The sequence below is a fragment of the Pseudomonas sp. GW821-FHT04C07 genome (assembly GCF_059420325.1).
Map to the genome: position 1 here is coordinate 1 of NZ_JBWKTM010000008.1, position 16,875 is coordinate 16,875.

The window sequence follows — 16,875 nt, forward strand, 5'->3', positions numbered from 1 at the left end:
TGGGTGGCGGACATTACCTATATCCGGACCCGTAGCGGCTGGCTGTACCTGGCCGTGGTACTGGACTTGTTCTCACGTAAGATCGTGGGTTGGTCCATGGCCCCGAACATGCCTGCCGAGCTGGTGTGTAGTGCAATGCAACTGGCAGTTGCTCAGCGTCAACCGCCACCTGGTCTGATCGCTCACTCGGATCGCGGTAGCCAGTACGCTAGCGCGAGCTACAGGGCGCTGCTGGCAAGAAATAACATGCAGCAAAGTATGAGCCGTAAAGGTAATTGTTGGGACAACTCAGTGATGGAGCGCTTCTTCCTGAGTTTGAAAATGGAGCGGGTATGGCGGCGCGATTACGCCAACCACGCCGAAGCGATACGTGACATCACTGAATACATCGTTGGGTTTTACAACAACGAGCGGCTGCACTCAAAACTGGGATATCTGCCACCGACCGTTTACGAACGGGCAATGGCGTCGAAACCACCTATTGAGGTGTCCGGAATTAGTTGACCACTGCACGACCTCCATGCGATGGGTTCGGCTGCGCCGAACGGCGCTGCGCGCCAGTCCCCTGATGAACACCTCCACTCGGCCTTCCGAAGGGGCGGGTGGGTCAAAAGCCAGAGCGGGTCGAGGCGGCCTACCGGCCGGCCTGATTTGTCGAGTTGCGTGTGGCTCTGTAGGAAAAGGGGGCGGCTAGTCATTGCCCGTGATGGCGTTGGGGCGAGTGGCGACGTTTCAGGGCGATCTCGTCGGAGATTTCCTGCAGGTTGTGGTGGTTTGTGTGAACTGGCGAGACCCTGACTTCATCGATAGCCTTTGGGTGTCACTGCAAATTCAGTGACAGGGTGTGGAAGCCTTTATATCGTTAGGCGCACAAAGCGCCACCTGTCCGGCGTTTTTATCGTCTGTGTTTTATGGTGGCTGTGCGCGGGGCACCCTTGAGTGCGCCGGGTGCCTAACGTCCTGGTCTTCCACACCTGCGTACAGCCGCCACCTTAATCGCGTGGAAGTGATTGTTGGCGGCTCCGACCCATACGTTAGGAATCAGACCCATGACAACACTTACCCCCGATCCACCCTTTTCCACTGATACCACCCAGGCCACCAATCGCTTCATGGCCCTCACCAGCAACGATTGCGATATCCCGGCTCTGTTTGTCGACACTCAAGCTCCCCTCGATGTGTTACTGGAGGCTGCCGATCACCGCATTCGGGCGGTCACTCAGGTGATGGAGAGCCTGGCGATGCGCGAGGAGATTCATAGCGATGCGGTGATCCTGTATGACTTTGCACGGTTGTGCGCCATTGCGTTGCGCGATGGGTGTGATTTGCTGGATGTGATCGGGCGGCGGTTGCAGGCGCAGGTTTCGAAATAACGCTGATGATCGTTCCCACGCAGAGCGTGGGAGCGATCGGAAGATCGCAGGCTTTGCCAGCTGCTACAGGTAAACGGCGCCTGTCCGCTTGGCTGTGAACCCCTGACGTCCCGCGCTGTACAAGGTAAACTTCGTCTCCTGCGCAGGAGCAACCATGAACTATCGCCACGCCTTCCACGCCGGCAACCACGCCGACGTCTTCAAACACCTGACCTTGACCCGCCTCATTGCCTTGATGTCGCGCAAGGAGCAGCCGTTTGCCTATCTCGATACTCACGCCGGGATTGGTCTGTATGACCTCAAGGGCGACGAGGCCAGCCGCACCGGCGAGTATCTGGAGGGTATCGCCCGGTTGTGGAACGAGCCGGATCTGCCGCTGCTGACTGCTGATTACATGCAGGCGCTGCATGAGATGAACCCGGATGGCGAGTTACGCTATTACCCGGGCTCGCCGGAGCTGGCGCGACGTTTGACCCGTGCTCAGGATCGGGTGTTGCTCAACGAGAAGCATCCGGAAGACGGGCGTTTGCTCAAGGACAACATGAAGGGTGATCGCCGCGTTGCGGTGCACCTGGGCGAAGGCTGGCATGTGCCGCGGGCGTTGTTGCCGGTGGCGGAGAAGCGGGCGTTGATGTTGATCGATCCGCCGTTCGAACAGCTCGATGAGATGCAGCGCTGTGCAGCGTCGTTGAAAGAGGCGATTGGCCGGATGCGTCAGACGGTGGCGGCGATCTGGTATCCGGTGAAGGATCAACGGATGTTGCGTCGGTTCTATCAGGACCTGGCGGGCACCGGTGCACCGAAGCTGTTGCGGGTGGAGTTGCTGGTGCATCCACTGGATACGCCCAATAGCCTGAACGGCTCCGGGCTGGCGATTGCCAATCCGCCGTGGGGGCTGGAGGAGGAGTTGCGTGAGTTGCTGCCATGGCTGTCGAAGAAGCTGGGGCAGACTCAGGGTGGCTGGCAGATGGATTGGTTGATCGCCGAATAAGCCGCGTTTGGGTGATCGTTCCCATGCTCTGCGTGGGAACGCCTCAATGGACGCTCTGCGTCCGTATGAAGACGTGACGCAGAGCGTCACAGGCTGCATTCCTTTGCTGCGCGTGGGAACGATCAACGATCAGTCATCCGATCAGATCGGGCAGGTCACGCCCGTGCCGCGGATCCCGCAGTAGCCCTCGGGATTCTTCGCCAGGTACTGCTGGTGATAGGCCTCGGCGTAGTAGAAAGTCGGGGCTTGCTCTATTTCCGTGGTGATGGTGCCCATGCCCGCCTTGGTCAGCGCAGCCTGGTACACCTGTCCGCTTTTCCTGGCCGCTTCTAATTGTTCCGGCTTGGTGGCGTAGATTACCGAGCGGTATTGAGTGCCGATATCGTTGCCTTGGCGCATGCCCTGGGTCGGGTCATGCAGCTCCCAGAACAATGCCAGCAACGCTTCATAGCTGACGATCTCCGGCTCGTAGACCACCAGCACGACTTCGCTGTGACCGGTCAGGCCCGAGCAGACTTCTTCGTAGGTCGGGTTCGGCGTGAAGCCGCCAGCGTAGCCCACGGCCGTGCTGTACACGCCTTCGCGTTGCCAGAAGCGACGTTCCGCGCCCCAGAAGCAACCCAGGCCGAAGATTGCGAAGTCCACCGTACCCGGGAATGGGCCGAGCAGCGGGTGGCCGTTGACGAAGTGTTCGGCTGGCACGGTCATCGGGGTTTCGCGACCAGGCAGAGCTTGTTCTTTAGTAGGTAGCACTTTTTTGTTCACCAGAATTTCCGAGCGCAAGACCATGGTTCAAGTCCTCTCAGTCAGGTTGGGATGAGCTGTGGTAGATAGACTGACAGTTTGCCCGAGTGTTACAGCGCTGTCAGGCGATTGGGCCACGCGGGTAGCGTTTAAGCTTTTCGATCAGCTCTGAGCCCGGGATCGGTCGGTCGAACAGGTAACCCTGGCCGACGTCGCAGCGGTGGCGGCGCAGGAACGCCAACTGCTCGGAAGTCTCGATGCCTTCGGCGACCACTTTGAGTTTCAGGTTGTGGGCCATGGCGATCACCGCGGAGGTGATTTCCATGTCGTCCTGGTTATCCGGGATTTCATGAATGAAGCTGCGATCGATCTTGATGATATCGATCGGGAATTTTTTCAGGTAGCTCAGGGATGAATAACCGGTGCCAAAGTCGTCCATGGCCAAGGTCAGGCCCAGGCGTTTCAGTTGGTCGAGCTGCAAGTGAGTGTCTTCGGTAGCTTCCAGCAGCAGGCCTTCGGTCAGTTCCAGCTCCAGCAGGGAGGCGGGCAGCTGTTCTTCCTTGAGGATGCCGGCGATGGACGCCACCAGGTCCGGGTCGGAAAACTGCTTGGGCGACAGGTTGATCGCCACTTGCAGATCGCCCAGGCCGGCGGCGCTCAGTTGCTTGCTCATGCAACAGGCCTGACGGGCGACCCATTTTCCAATGGGAATGATCAGCCCGGTTTCTTCGGCGACGCTGATGAACTGGTCCGGACGGATCATGCCCTTTTCCGGATGGTTCCAGCGCAGCAAGGCTTCCATCCCCAGTAAACGGCCACTGCGCAGGCAGAGCTTGGGCTGATAGAACACTTCCAGCTCGTTCTGGGTCAGGGCGCGGCGCAGGTTGTTTTCGACGAAAAGTTTGTAGCTGGCTTCGGCGTTCAGCGCTTCGGTGAACACTTGAACCTGATGCTTGCCGTTGGCTTTGGCCTTGTGCAAAGCGAGCCCGGCGTTGCGCATCAGGGTTTGCGGGTCGCGGCCATGCAGCGGCGCGCAGGCCAGGCCCACGGAGCCGGTGACGCTGATCAACTGGTTGTCGACGAACATCGGCTTGTCCAGTGTCATCAGCAACTGGCTGGCGACTTGCTGGCCGGCCTCAAGGTCGGTGTCGTCGAGCAGCACGGCGAATTCGTTACTGGCGAAACGCGCCAGGCTGCCGCTCGGGCTCAGGCTGTTACGCAGCCGTCGGGCGAGGCTGATCAGCAGTTTGTCACCGGTCTGGTGGCCGAGGCTGTCGTTGATCCGCTTGAAATTGTCGATGTCCACCAGCAGCAGGCTGATCGGGGTGTCGCTGTCGCGGGCAAAGCGCTCGTCGAGGTTGCGGATGAACGCCGGGCGGTTGCCCAGGTTGGTCAGGTTGTCGGTGTAGGCCAGGCGCTCGATGCGCTGTTGGGCGAGCTTGTTCTGGGTGATGTCTTCGTAGATGCCGATGTAATGCGTCAGCTCTCGATTGTCACCGTAGACCTTGGATATCGACAGCTGGCCCCAGTAGGGTTCGAGGTTTTTACGCCGGCTCTTGAACTCGCCCTGCCAGCTGTTGCTCTTGGCCAGGCTCGACGGTGCGTCGAACAGCAATTCGCTGAGGTTTTCCAGTGCCGGCAGTTCCGACAGCTTGTGGCCGTGGACTTCTTCGGTGCTGTACTGGGTGATCGCGGTAAAACTCGGGTTGACGTATTCCACCACGCCTTCGCAATTGACCAGCAGAAAGGCGTTGGCGCTTTGCTCGACAGCCCTCTGGAACAGGTGCAGGGCGCTGGTGGCGGTGCGTCGGTTGTGGTTGTTGATGACCTGGGCGAACTGATCGGCCAACTCGCCGGCGAAGGCAATCTCATCCGACTGCCAGGCGCGGGTCATGCCGGTCTGCTCAAGGCAGAGCACGCCGACTACCTGGCCGTCGACACGAATGCTGGCGTCGAGCAAGGCGTGGACGTTGCGCGGCCGCAGGCTCTCGGCCATTTCCCGGGTGCGTGAATCGTGCATGACGTTATGGGCGTCGATCGCCCGGCTGGTGTGCAGGGCTTCCAGATAGCCGGGGAAACCGCTCGCATCGATGACGTCTGGCATCCGGTATTCCCGGGAGCCTCGGTTGTACGCAGAAATCGGCACCAGATGCTGGTCTACGAGATTCCAGATGCTTGCACTATCGACCTCGTAGATGTCGCAGGCGCTGCGGGTGATCAATTCGGCGGCTTCTTGCAGGGAATTGTTGGTGCTGTAGCGCTGGCGAGCCAGGAGCAGAATCAGGTCCTGCTGGGCACGAACCCGCTCCAGGTGCTGGAGCTGTTCCTGCTGCGCTCGCTGGTTGAGTTCCAGGGCAATCTGCAGGCGGGTGTTCTGAGTCTCCAGATCCAGCACTGGCTGTTGCGGGTCGTCGTTGAACAGGCCCCCGACCACCAGCAGGTAGCCACGTAGCAGGTGCCGATTGTGTTGTTTGTAGGCCTCCCCGAGTTCCAGCAGGCTCAAAGGCCCTTGGCTAGTGTGCAGCGTATAGCGGATCAGGTAATGCGGGCTTGCGGTCAATTGCTGCTGAATCGCGTCATGCAGTTGATAGCGCGCTTCAGGCTCCATCAGGCTGGCATAGGGCGAACCCACGAGTGCGCAGAGCTCGACGGCAGCCAGACCGAATTGACGTTCGCAATTGGGATCAAGGAACAGCAGCGCCCAGCTAGCCTCATTCAGCCGCTCGAAACGCAGCATGCCGAGCCGCGAGGGCACAGGCAACTGCGTCACTACCTCGGCCACCATACGGCTGGTGGCATCGGGTTGGCTTTTCATGGGGAAACTCGCTTCGAAAATGCTGATCGCGCCGGGCTCGCGCCCTCTTTACTGTTGCCTGCGGCAAGGTTGCATCATGCGGCACAGACTGACAAGTGAGATGAAGGCTAAGTGCTATAAGAATGTGTCGGCACGGTGGAGGATTTCTGCAGGTGACACGCAAACTGATGTTCATGGGACAGCGTACACCTGCCCCATAGACACAGCGCCTTGGGTATCAGCGCAGGGCAATACCCACTGATTGCAGGAGGGTGCCTTGTTTGTCGTAGTAATCGACGTTGATGCGCTCGGTATCGATGGTCATGCGCGCGAAATTGTCCTGGCTGACCACGGGGCTGGTGAGTTTCTGGTGATAGCTGCCGTGGCCAAGGCCGGCGAGCGGTTGGTCCAGGATGAAGCTGCCGGCGTTGGCATAGGGCAGCAGCTTGCTGTTGCACAGCGGTGAGGAAACGATGGTGTGGACCATGAAGTCCGGGTCTTCGCAGTGGGTCAGTTGGCTGGTCAGCGAGCCGTGTACATCGCCGGCGATAAAGATCACATTCTTGACCTTGTTGCTGCGGATGGATTCAAGGATCCGGTCGCGCTGCGCCGGGAAAGATTTCCAGGCATCACCGTCATCGTTCTTGCGGTCCGGGTAGAACATGACGCTGCTGACCACCAACTTGACCCTCGCGTTGCTGGTGACAAGCCAGTCGAGCAGCGCGTGTTCCTGTTCACTGTCGAGAATGCGTCGGTCTTCTTTGGCAAGAGTGCGCCGGGTCCGGGTATCCAGCACGAACCATTCAATATCTCCATGAGCGAACTGATACCAGTAGTGAGGAATACTGCGCTCCAGCTGCCCTGAAGGCAAAAGCGCGTGGGCCGGGCTGTGGCTGCACTGGTAGAGCTCATAGGCGCGGATGGCACTGTTGAACAGCGCCTGGTCACCGCTGCTGGCCCTGGCCGGCCAGTTATCCTCGATTTCATGATCATCCAGAATCATGTACGTCGGCACATGGGCCATCAGCTGGTGGATATGCGGCTGAGAGAATGCCGTCCGGTACTTGTGCAGAATGTCTTCGTATTCGCGGTCCGGCGCGACGATATTCAGATCATCGACGTACACCTGATCCCCTGTCATCAGCATCCCGTCGACCGGGGTCCTGGAGTCTCGTACCAAAGCGTTGATCGCTGCAAATATACCGTCACCCAGTTCGGGATCTGAGGGTATGCCTAACGTCATGCGCAAGTAACGGCAGGAGCCAAGGATATAGGAACGTGGCAGGGCCTTATCGTTCGAACAGGTGTTAAACGTATAAATACGCTCTGGCCATCGCAGCGCAAGATCGTGGACGGTTTCCACGGTTTCACCCCTGTCAGCCGTGGTGAACCAGCCCGCCTGATACTCGTATCGGGTATCCGCTTCCAGCCCTTTGAGTACAACGATGCCCGTCATATCGTGCAGCTTGTCCAGCAAGACGAAAGCGCCTTGCGACCATGCCTGCTCTCCCGCCCGGCGATGGCGAATACCGCCGAAGGTCAGAGGCGCTCGACTATAAATGGCACGCAGCAATATGCGCGAATGATGGGCAGTGGTATGGCCAATGATCGGGCCAACGCTGGGTTTGATCATTCTCGAGTCCTGTCGAAAAAAGCTTTTAATAAATAGTTATTGCCAGCGCAGTAAAGGGTTGGGTTTTGTATCGATAGGGTTAACGACACGAGGGGGGCAGGTTGTTCAAGTCGCGAGCTTTAGCGTGTGGTTTTTGGGGACGTATGAAGTCCGTAGCTCGGTAACGTGCTGTAGGCGAGAAGTTGTCAGGCTCGTCAGAACATTCGACTTTGATCGGGAAGGGCTGGAGATCAATCCAGACAAAAAAGCTCAGGCAAAAAAAGCCCCGCCAAATTGGCGGGGTTGAGGTACGAGCGTGGCGCTCGGAAACAGTGCTGAACCGGCTCTCCCATGACAGAAGAGCCGGTTTGAGGCTTACAGCAGGATGGTGCGGATGTCGCCCAACAGGTCGCTCAGACGCTTGGTGAAGCGTGCAGCAGCGGCGCCGTTGATCACACGGTGATCATAGGACAGCGACAGTGGCAGCATCAGTTTCGGCTGGAAGGCTTTACCGTCCCAGACCGGCTGGATGGTTGCCTTGGAAACACCGAGGATCGCGACTTCCGGCGCGTTGACGATCGGCGTGAAGCCGGTGCCGCCAATGTGCCCGAGGCTGGAGATGGTAAAGCAAGCACCCTGCATGTCGTCAGCCGAGAGCTTCTTGGTCCGGGCTTTCTCCGCCAGTACGGCAGCTTCGGCAGCCAGTTGCAGCAAGCTCTTCTTGTCGACGTCCTTGATGACCGGTACCAGCAGGCCATCTGGAGTGTCGACGGCGAAGCCGATATTGACGTACTTCTTGCGGATGATCGCTTTGCCGCTTGGCGCCAGCGAACTGTTGAAGTCCGGCAGTTCCTTGAGCAGGTGCGCGCAGGACTTGAGCAGCAGTGGCAGCACGGTCAGCTTGACGCCGGCCTTTTCTGCGACGGCTTTCTGAGCAACACGGAACGCTTCCAGCTCGGTGATATCCGCCTGGTCAAACTGGGTCACGTGCGGAATGTTCAGCCAGCTGCGATGCAGGCTCGACGCGCCGATTTGCATCAGGCGAGTCATCGGCACTTCTTCGATTTCGCCGAAACGGCTGAAGTCGACCACCGGAACCGGAGGAATGCCCGCGCCGCCAGTTGCGCCGCCAGCAGCTGGTGCTTGCTTGGCCTTCTGCATCATGGCTTTGACGTAAACCTGCACGTCTTCTTTCAGCACACGGCCGTGCGGGCCGCTTGGGCTGACTGCACCCAGCTCGACGCCGAATTCACGGGCCAGTTGGCGCACCGCAGGACCTGCGTGAACCTTGGCGCCAGGCTTGGCCGGGGCAGCAGCAGGTGCAGCAACAGGAGTGGCGGCAACAGGTGCAGCTGCCGCTTGCGCAGGAGCGCTCGGTGCCGCAGCGGCAGGCGCTGGAGCAGCAGCGGGAGCGGCGCCTTTGACTTTCAGTTTGAGGATCAGGTCGCCGGTACCGACTTCGTCGTCCAGCTTGATGGAAACGCTTTCCACCACGCCAGCGGCAGGCGATGGAATTTCCATGCTCGCCTTGTCGGATTCCAGGGTGATCAGCGACTGATCGGCCTCAACGGTGTCGCCGGCCTTGACCAGGACTTCGATGATCTTGGCCTTGCCTGACGAACCGATGTCCGGGACGTGAATGTCCTGGACGCTGTCAGCTACCGGTGCAGCTGGGGCCGCGGCGGCTGGCGCTGGAGCAGCGGCGGCCGGCGCAGCAGCCTGAGCTGGCACGGCAGCAGCCGGTGCCGCAGCACCCGCCACTTTCAGGGCCAGAATCAGGTCGCCAGTGCCGACTTCGTCGTTGAGCTTGACGCTGATGCTTTCGACCACGCCAGCGGCGGGCGAAGGGATTTCCATGCTGGCCTTGTCGGATTCCAGGGTGATCAGTGATTGATCAGCCTCGACGGTGTCGCCGACCTTAACCTGGATCTCAATGATCTGGGCCTTGCCCGACGAACCGATGTCCGGCACGTGCACTTGCTGAGTGGTTGCAGCCGCTGGAGCAGCAGCCGTTGCAGGAGCAGGAGCGGCAGCCGGTTTTTCTTCGGCCTTGGCAGCAGGCGCGGCAGCCGCTGGCGCCGCCGCGGCACCTTCGACTTCCAGTTCCATCAGCTCGTCGCCTTCTTTCAGGCGATCGCCCAGCTTCACTTTCAGGCTCTTGATGACACCGGCCTTGGGGGCCGGAATCTCCATGCTCGCCTTGTCCGACTCAAGTGTCAGCAGGCTCTGGTCAGCTTCGATGCGATCACCGACCTTGACCATCAGTTCAATTACTTCACCTTCACCGCTGCCGATGTCAGGTACGCGAATGAGTTCGCTCACAGAAAATCTCCTCAGCAGTCCAGTGGGTTGCGTTTTTCCGGGTTGATACCGAACTTGGCGATGGCTTCAGCCACCACTTTAGGTTCGATGTCGCCACGGTCAGCCAAGGCTTCCAGGGCTGCCAACACCACGAAATGACGGTCGACTTCGAAGAAGTGACGCAGCTTCTTGCGGCTGTCACTGCGGCCGAAACCGTCGGTGCCCAGGACTTTGAATTCCTTGGACGGGACCCACTGACGAATTTGCTCAGCAAACAGTTTCATGTAGTCGGTCGAGGCAATGACCGGACCTTGACGGCCGTTCAGGCACTCTTCGACGTAGCTCAGCTGAGGCTTCTGACCTGGGTGCAGACGGTTGCTGCGTTCCACGGCCAGGCCGTTGCGACGCAGTTCGTTGAAGCTGGTTACGCTCCACACGTCAGCGCCGACGTTGAACTCTTCACGCAAAATCTTCGCCGCTTCACGGACTTCACGCAGGATGGTGCCGGAGCCCATCAGCTGTACGTGGTGCGCCGCTTCGCGGGTGTCTTCCTCGAGCAGGTACATGCCCTTGATGATGCCTTCCTCGACACCGGCCGGCATGGCTGGCTGGGTGTAGGCTTCGTTCATCACGGTGATGTAGTAGAAAACGTCCTGCTGCTCTTCGGTCATCTTCTTCATGCCGTCCTGGATGATCACCGCCAGCTCGTAGCCGTAGGTTGGATCAAAGGTGCGGCAGTTCGGGATGGTCGCAGCCAGCATGTGGCTGTGACCGTCTTCGTGTTGCAGGCCTTCGCCGTTGAGCGTGGTACGGCCGGCGGTGCCACCGATCAGGAAGCCACGGGTACGGCTGTCGCCAGCGGCCCAGGCCAGGTCACCGATACGCTGGAAGCCGAACATCGAGTAGAAGATGTAGAACGGCAGCATTGGCTGGTTGTGGCTGCTGTACGAAGTACCGGCGGCAATGAAGGAGCTCATGGCGCCCGCTTCGTTGATGCCTTCCTCGAGAATCTGACCTTTCTTGTCTTCGCGGTAGAACATCACCTGGTCTTTATCGACTGGCTCGTAGAGCTGGCCGACGGAGGAGTAGATGCCCAGCTGACGGAACATGCCTTCCATACCAAAGGTACGGGCTTCGTCCGGGATGATCGGCACGATGCGCGGACCGATTTCCTTGTCCTTGACCAGCTGCGAAAGAATCCGCACGAAGGCCATGGTGGTAGAGATTTCGCGGTCGCCGGAACCGTCCAGGATAGCCTTGAGGGTGTCCAGTGGCGGAGTCGGAATGCTGAAGCTCTTGGCGCGACGCTGAGGCACGAAACCGCCCAGTGCGGTGCGACGCTCGCTCAGGTAACGGGCTTCGGCGCTGCCTTCTTCTGGTTTGAAGAACGGCAGGTTTTCGAGTTCGTTGTCTTTGACCGGAATGTCGAAACGATCGCGGAACAGCTTCAGGCTCTCGACATCGACCTTCTTGGTGTTGTGCGCGGTGTTTTTCGCTTCGCCGGCACCGGTGCCATAACCCTTGATGGTCTTGGCCAGGATGACGGTCGGTTGTTCTTTGTGGTTGACCGCTTCGTGGTACGCCGCGTACACCTTGTACGGGTCGTGGCCGCCACGGTTGAGTTTCCAGATCTCGTCGTCGGACAGGTCTTCAACCATCGCCTTGAGTTCCGGCGAGTTGAAGAAGTGTTCACGCACGAACGCGCCGTCTTTGGCTTTGTAGTTCTGGTACTCGCCGTCGATGACTTCGTCCATCCGGCGTTGCAGGATGCCGTCGACGTCTTTGGCCAGCAGCGGGTCCCAGAAACGGCCCCAGATGACCTTGTTGACGTTCCACTGAGCACCGCGGAACACGCCTTCGAGTTCCTGGATGATCTTGCCGTTGCCGCGAACCGGGCCGTCGAGACGCTGCAGGTTGCAGTTAATAACGAAGATCAGGTTGTCCAGCTTCTCGCGGCCAGCCAGCGAGATGGCACCCAGGGATTCCGGCTCGTCACACTCGCCGTCGCCCAGGAAGCACCAGACTTTTTGCTTGCCTTCAGGGATGAAGCCACGGGCTTCCAGGTACTTCATGAAGCGTGCCTGGTAGATCGCCTGGATCGGGCCCAGACCCATGGATACCGTCGGGAATTGCCAGAAGTCAGGCATCAGCCAAGGGTGCGGGTAGGACGACAAGCCGTGACCGTCGACTTCCTGGCGGAAGTTGTCCATCTGGTCTTCGGTGATGCGGCCTTCCATGAACGCACGGGCGTAAACGCCTGGCGAAGTGTGACCCTGGAAGTAGATCAGGTCGCCGCCATGTTCGTCGGTCGGGGCCTGGAAGAAGTAGTTGAAGCCGATGTCATACAGGGTTGCGCTGGAGGCGAAGCTGGAGATGTGACCGCCCAGGTCAGAATCTTTCAGGTTCGTGCGCATCACCATGGCCATCGCGTTCCAGCGTACCAACGAGCGAATGCGGCGTTCCATGAACAGGTCGCCAGGCATGCGTGCTTCGTGGGTAACAGGGATCGTGTTGCGGTACGGCGTGGTGATGGCGTAGGGCAGTTGCGAGCCGCTGCGGGTCGCGAGTTCGCCCATACGGGTCATCAGATAGTGAGCACGGTCTTCGCCTTCTTTGTCGAGAACCGATTCCAGGGCGTCCAGCCATTCCTGGGTTTCGACGGGATCGAGGTCTTGCATGGCTTGCTCCAGGGCGGAAAGGCTTCCAGAATCGGTTGCCTGAGTTTGCGACTGGCCTTGTGGGCAGACGACATAAATTCTTGGATTACCGGAAGGTTGCTCCGGTGTTGTGTAGTTTTACTACAAATCGTCGGCCATTTCAGCCTTTCGAATGTATATACCAGTAGTAAAACTACAGAAGATCGACCGATAAGCGGCTTATGACTGGTGAGCATAATCGTTATTGTTGGTCTTTATCGAACAAGAAAAGGTAGAAGCTTGATGTTAACTGCCAAGAAAATTGTTTTTTCAGCTATTTCTAACTTTTGTTCGACAGTCCTTCACGTAGCGTGTTTCTTGAAATCACTACAATCGGACTTTCATACGCCGATCAAGGATAGACCATGAGCCTGCCTACGCTGGCCGAACTGCCGGCCATTCTCCTTCCATTGGTCAGCCGTGCCGAGCAGTCGTTACGCACTGCCGTCGCCGCTCTGGATGATGATCATGGTTTGTCCTCATGGTCGCCTGAGCGCTGGGCGGCATTTGCCCGCGTGACTGCGTCCAGCGACTTTGTCATTGAACAGAGCCTGCGTGACCCTTTGATGTTGCTCGAGCTGGTGCGCTCTGGCGAACTGGACCGCAGCTTTGCCCCCGGCGAGTTGTGTGGCCAGATCGCTGCCGCCGTGCAACTGGCACAGAGCGACGATGAGCTCGGTCGTGCCCTGCGTCGTCAGCGTGCCCGGCACCAGGTGCGGATCATCTGGCGCGATCTGAACCGCCAGGCGGATCTGGTGCAAACCTGTCGCGATCTGTCGGACCTGGCTGACGCCAGCATCGATCAGGCCTATCAATGGCTGTATCTGCGCCATTGCCAACAGTTTGGCACGCCGACCGGTCGACGCAGTGGCGAGCCGCAACAGATGGTCATCCTTGGTATGGGCAAGCTCGGCGCCGTGGAGCTCAACCTTTCTTCTGATATCGATTTGATCTTCGCCTACCCCGAAGGCGGCGAGACGGTCGGCGTGAAGCGTGCGCTGGATAATCAGGAGTTCTTTATTCGTCTTGGTCAGCGGCTGATCAAGGCGCTGGACCCGATGACCGTTGACGGTTTCGTATTCCGTGTCGATATGCGCCTGCGTCCGTACGGTTCGTCCGGCGCTCTGGTGCTGAGCTTCAACGCGCTGGAGCAGTACTACCAGGATCAGGGCCGCGACTGGGAACGCTACGCGATGATCAAGGCGCGGGTGGTGGCCGGGGATCAGGTCGCCGGTGCGCAATTGCTCGAGATGTTACGACCATTCGTTTATCGGCGTTACCTGGACTTCTCCGCGATCGAAGCGCTGCGCACCATGAAACAGCTGATTCAGCAGGAAGTCCGGCGCAAAGGCATGGCCGAGAACATCAAGCTGGGTTCCGGCGGGATTCGCGAGGTCGAGTTTATCGCCCAGGCGTTCCAGTTGATTCACGGTGGCCGCGACCTGAGCTTGCAGCAGCGTCCGCTATTAAAAGTACTGAGTACCCTGGAAGGACAGGGTTATTTGCCGCCTGCGGTCATCAGCGAGTTGCGCGAAGGCTATGAATTCCTGCGTTACACCGAGCATGCGATCCAGGCGATTGCCGACCGTCAGACGCAAATGCTCCCGGACGGAGAGCGCGATCAGGCGCGAATTGCCTTCATGCTCGGCTTTGCCAACTGGACGGCGTTCCATGAACAACTTATGTATTGGCGTGGCCGGGTCGATTGGCACTTCCGCCAGGTGATCGCCGACCCTGATGAAGAAGAGGGTGACGAAAGCCAAGTGGTGGTCGGTGGTGAGTGGCTACCGCTCTGGGAAGAATCTCAGGACGAAGACGCCGCTTGCCGGCAATTGGAGGAAGGCGGTTTCGTCGATGCACCGAAAGCGTTGAAAGCTCTGGCCGCTCTGCGCGGTAGCCCGCAATTGCGCGCCATGCAGCGCCTCGGTCGTGAGCGGCTCGATGCATTTATTCCGCGCTTGCTGGCTCAGGCCGTGGAGCATGCCAGTCCGGATCTGGTGCTGGAGCGGGTGTTGCCGCTAGTCGAAGCGGTGGCGCGGCGTTCTGCCTATCTGGTGCTGCTCACGGAAAACCCGGGAGCCTTGCGCCGACTGCTGACCTTATGCGCGGCCAGTCCATGGATCGCTGAACAGATCACCCGCTTCCCGCTGTTACTCGACGAGTTGCTCAACGAAGGTCGTTTGTTCAAGCCGCCCCTGGCGCCGGAACTGGCCGCCGAATTGCGCGAACGGCTGACGCGAATCCCCGAAGATGATCTCGAACAACAGATGGAAGCCTTGCGTCACTTCAAGCTGGCTCACCGCCTGCGGGTGGCTGCGTCGGAAATCGCCGGCAGCTTGCCGCTGATGAAAGTCAGCGACTACCTGACCTGGCTGGCCGAAGCGATTCTCGAACAAGTGCTGGCGCTGGCCTGGCGTCAGACTGTGAGCAAATATGGTTCGCCGCAGCGCGCGGATGGCACCTTGTGCGATCCGGGCTTCATTATTGTGGGTTACGGGAAAGTCGGTGGCCTGGAACTCGGACATGGTTCCGACCTGGACCTGGTGTTTATCCATGATGGCGACCCGCAAGCGGAAACCGACGGTGCCAAGCCCATCGATGGTGCGCAGTTCTTCACCCGACTGGGCCAGCGGATCATCCATTTGCTGACTACCCAGACCAACTCGGGCCAGCTGTATGAGGTGGATATGCGCCTGCGACCGTCCGGTGCTTCGGGGCTGTTGGTCAGTTCGCTTGGCGCTTTCGAGCGTTATCAGCAGAATGAAGCCTGGACCTGGGAACATCAGGCGTTGGTGCGGGCGCGGGTGTTGGTCGGTTGCAAGCAGGTCGGGGCGGCGTTCGAGAAAGTCCGGGCGCAGGTGCTGGGGCGCAAGCGTGATTTGCCCAGGCTGCGTCAGGAAGTCAGCGAGATGCGCGCCAAGATGCGCGAGAATCTGGGGAGTAAAGCCACAGCAGCCGGAACTGCGGCAAATGCCTTTCAGGACTCCTCGCCCTTCGATCTCAAGCAGGACGCCGGAGGTATCGTCGATATTGAATTTATGGTGCAATACGCGGCTTTGGCGTGGTCCGAAGCGCACCCGTCGCTGCTGCGCTATACCGACAATATCCGCATTCTTGAAGGGTTGGAGGAGGTCGGGCTGATGCCTGCCACTGATGCCAGTCTGTTGCGCGAGGCCTATAAGGCCTACCGTGCGGCCGCTCACCGTCAGGCTTTGCAGAATGAGGCCGGGGTGATCGGCGGTGATCAATTCGAGGCCGAACGGCGGGAAGTGCTGCGGATTTGGGCCGAACTGGGGTTGAGCTAGCACTGAGTAAAGCTATAGAACGTATCCGCGGGCCGCTGATGGCTCGTCCTGTTTGCCCGGTGGCTACGCTTTCGGGCAGGATTGCTGAGGAGCTGAATCATGTCGATGGCCGATCGTGATGGCGTTATCTGGTATGACGGAAAGCTGGTGCCGTGGCGAGACGCCACCACCCATGTGCTGACCCATACCCTGCATTACGGCATGGGTGTGTTCGAAGGCGTGCGCGCCTACGAAACGCCACAAGGCACGGCGATCTTTCGCTTGGAGGCGCACACCGATCGTCTGTTCGACTCGGCCCACATCATGGGCATGAAGATCCCGTTTTCCAAAGACGAAATTAATGAAGCGACGCGTGTCGCGGTGCTCGAGAACAAACTCGACAGCGCTTACATCCGCCCGATGGTGTTCTACGGGTCGGAGGCGATGGGGCTGCGCGCCACCGGTTTGAAAGTTCACGTGATCATTGCACCCTGGGGTTGGGGCGCTTACATGGGCGAAGAAGCGCTGCGCGCCGGCATCAAGGTTCGTACCAGTTCCTTCACCCGGCACCACGTGAACATTTCCATGACCCGCGCCAAGGCCAACGGGCATTACATCAACTCGATGCTGGCATTGCAGGAAGCCTTGTCCGGCGGTGCCGACGAAGCCTTGTTGCTGGACCCGGAAGGTTTCGTCGCCGAAGGCTCGGGCGAGAACGTGTTTCTGGTCAAGGATGGTGTGCTTTACACCCCGGACGTCACGGCCTGCCTGAACGGCATTACCCGCAGTACGGTCCTGACCCTGGCCAGTGAGCTGGGGATCAAGTTTGTCGAAAAACGTATTACCCGCGATGAGGTGTACATCGCCGACGAGGCGTTTTTCACCGGTACCGCCGCGGAAGTGACACCGATCCGCGAAGTCGATGGCCGCAGTATTGGCATTGGCAGTCGGGGCCCGGTAACCGAGAAATTGCAAAAGGCTTACTTCGATCTGGTCAGCGGCAAAACGTCCGCCCATGCCGAGTGGCGTACACTGGTCAAATAAAGCCTGGATAAATAAGACGGGGAGGCAGCCGGTTCA

The 16,875-nt window shown here is 59.3% G+C and carries 10 protein-coding genes; 5 read left to right on the forward strand and 5 right to left on the reverse strand.

The annotated features are described in order from the left end of the window. From AC07UI_RS15825 to AC07UI_RS15835, 3 genes are all read left to right on the forward strand, one after another. Positions 1-504 (forward strand): IS3 family transposase (locus tag AC07UI_RS15825; protein ID WP_494993375.1); only part of this gene is annotated, 504 nt, incomplete at its 5' end. Positions 505-1,049: 545 nt separating this feature from the next. Beyond that, entirely contained in the window at positions 1,050-1,373 is a 324-nt protein-coding gene (locus AC07UI_RS15830; RefSeq protein ID WP_494993376.1) for a hypothetical protein, read from the forward strand. Positions 1,374-1,527: 154 nt separating this feature from the next. Further along, positions 1,528-2,364, forward strand: a complete 837-nt coding sequence (locus AC07UI_RS15835) for a 23S rRNA (adenine(2030)-N(6))-methyltransferase RlmJ (RefSeq protein WP_494993377.1) — start codon at positions 1,528-1,530, stop codon at positions 2,362-2,364. A 141-nt stretch (positions 2,365-2,505) separates the two neighbouring features. Here AC07UI_RS15835 and msrA read toward each other — a convergent pair whose 3' ends face one another. The 5 genes from msrA to aceE all read right to left on the reverse strand — a co-directional run bounded on the left by msrA (position 2,506) and on the right by aceE (position 12,493). Beyond that, positions 2,506-3,153, reverse strand: a complete 648-nt coding sequence (msrA, locus tag AC07UI_RS15840; RefSeq protein ID WP_494993378.1) for a peptide-methionine (S)-S-oxide reductase MsrA — start codon at positions 3,151-3,153, stop codon at positions 2,506-2,508. Positions 3,154-3,229: 76 nt separating this feature from the next. Next, positions 3,230-5,923, reverse strand: coding sequence for a sensor domain-containing phosphodiesterase (locus tag AC07UI_RS15845; protein ID WP_494993379.1), 2,694 nt, complete (start codon positions 5,921-5,923; stop codon positions 3,230-3,232). Positions 5,924-6,140: 217 nt separating this feature from the next. Continuing rightward, entirely contained in the window at positions 6,141-7,535 is a 1,395-nt protein-coding gene (locus AC07UI_RS15850; RefSeq protein WP_494993380.1) for an alkaline phosphatase D family protein, read from the reverse strand. A gap of 354 nt (positions 7,536-7,889) precedes the next feature. Beyond that, on the reverse strand, positions 7,890-9,836 hold the full coding sequence (gene aceF, locus AC07UI_RS15855) for a dihydrolipoyllysine-residue acetyltransferase (protein WP_494993381.1): 1,947 nt from the start codon (positions 9,834-9,836) through the stop codon (positions 7,890-7,892). 11 nt (positions 9,837-9,847) lie between these two features. Beyond that, positions 9,848-12,493: a pyruvate dehydrogenase (acetyl-transferring), homodimeric type gene (gene aceE / locus AC07UI_RS15860; RefSeq protein ID WP_494993382.1), complete on the reverse strand. Its 2,646-nt coding sequence runs from the start codon at positions 12,491-12,493 to the stop codon at positions 9,848-9,850. Between the two features lie 383 nt (positions 12,494-12,876). On the opposite strand from aceE, the gene glnE reads away from it, so the two are divergent. Next, complete coding sequence (gene glnE, locus AC07UI_RS15865) at positions 12,877-15,816, forward strand: bifunctional [glutamate--ammonia ligase]-adenylyl-L-tyrosine phosphorylase/[glutamate--ammonia-ligase] adenylyltransferase (RefSeq protein WP_494993383.1); 2,940 nt, start codon at positions 12,877-12,879, stop codon at positions 15,814-15,816. Between the two features lie 99 nt (positions 15,817-15,915). Then, entirely contained in the window at positions 15,916-16,839 is a 924-nt protein-coding gene (locus tag AC07UI_RS15870) for a branched-chain amino acid transaminase (protein ID WP_494993384.1), read from the forward strand. The last annotated feature ends 36 nt before the right edge of the window (positions 16,840-16,875 follow it).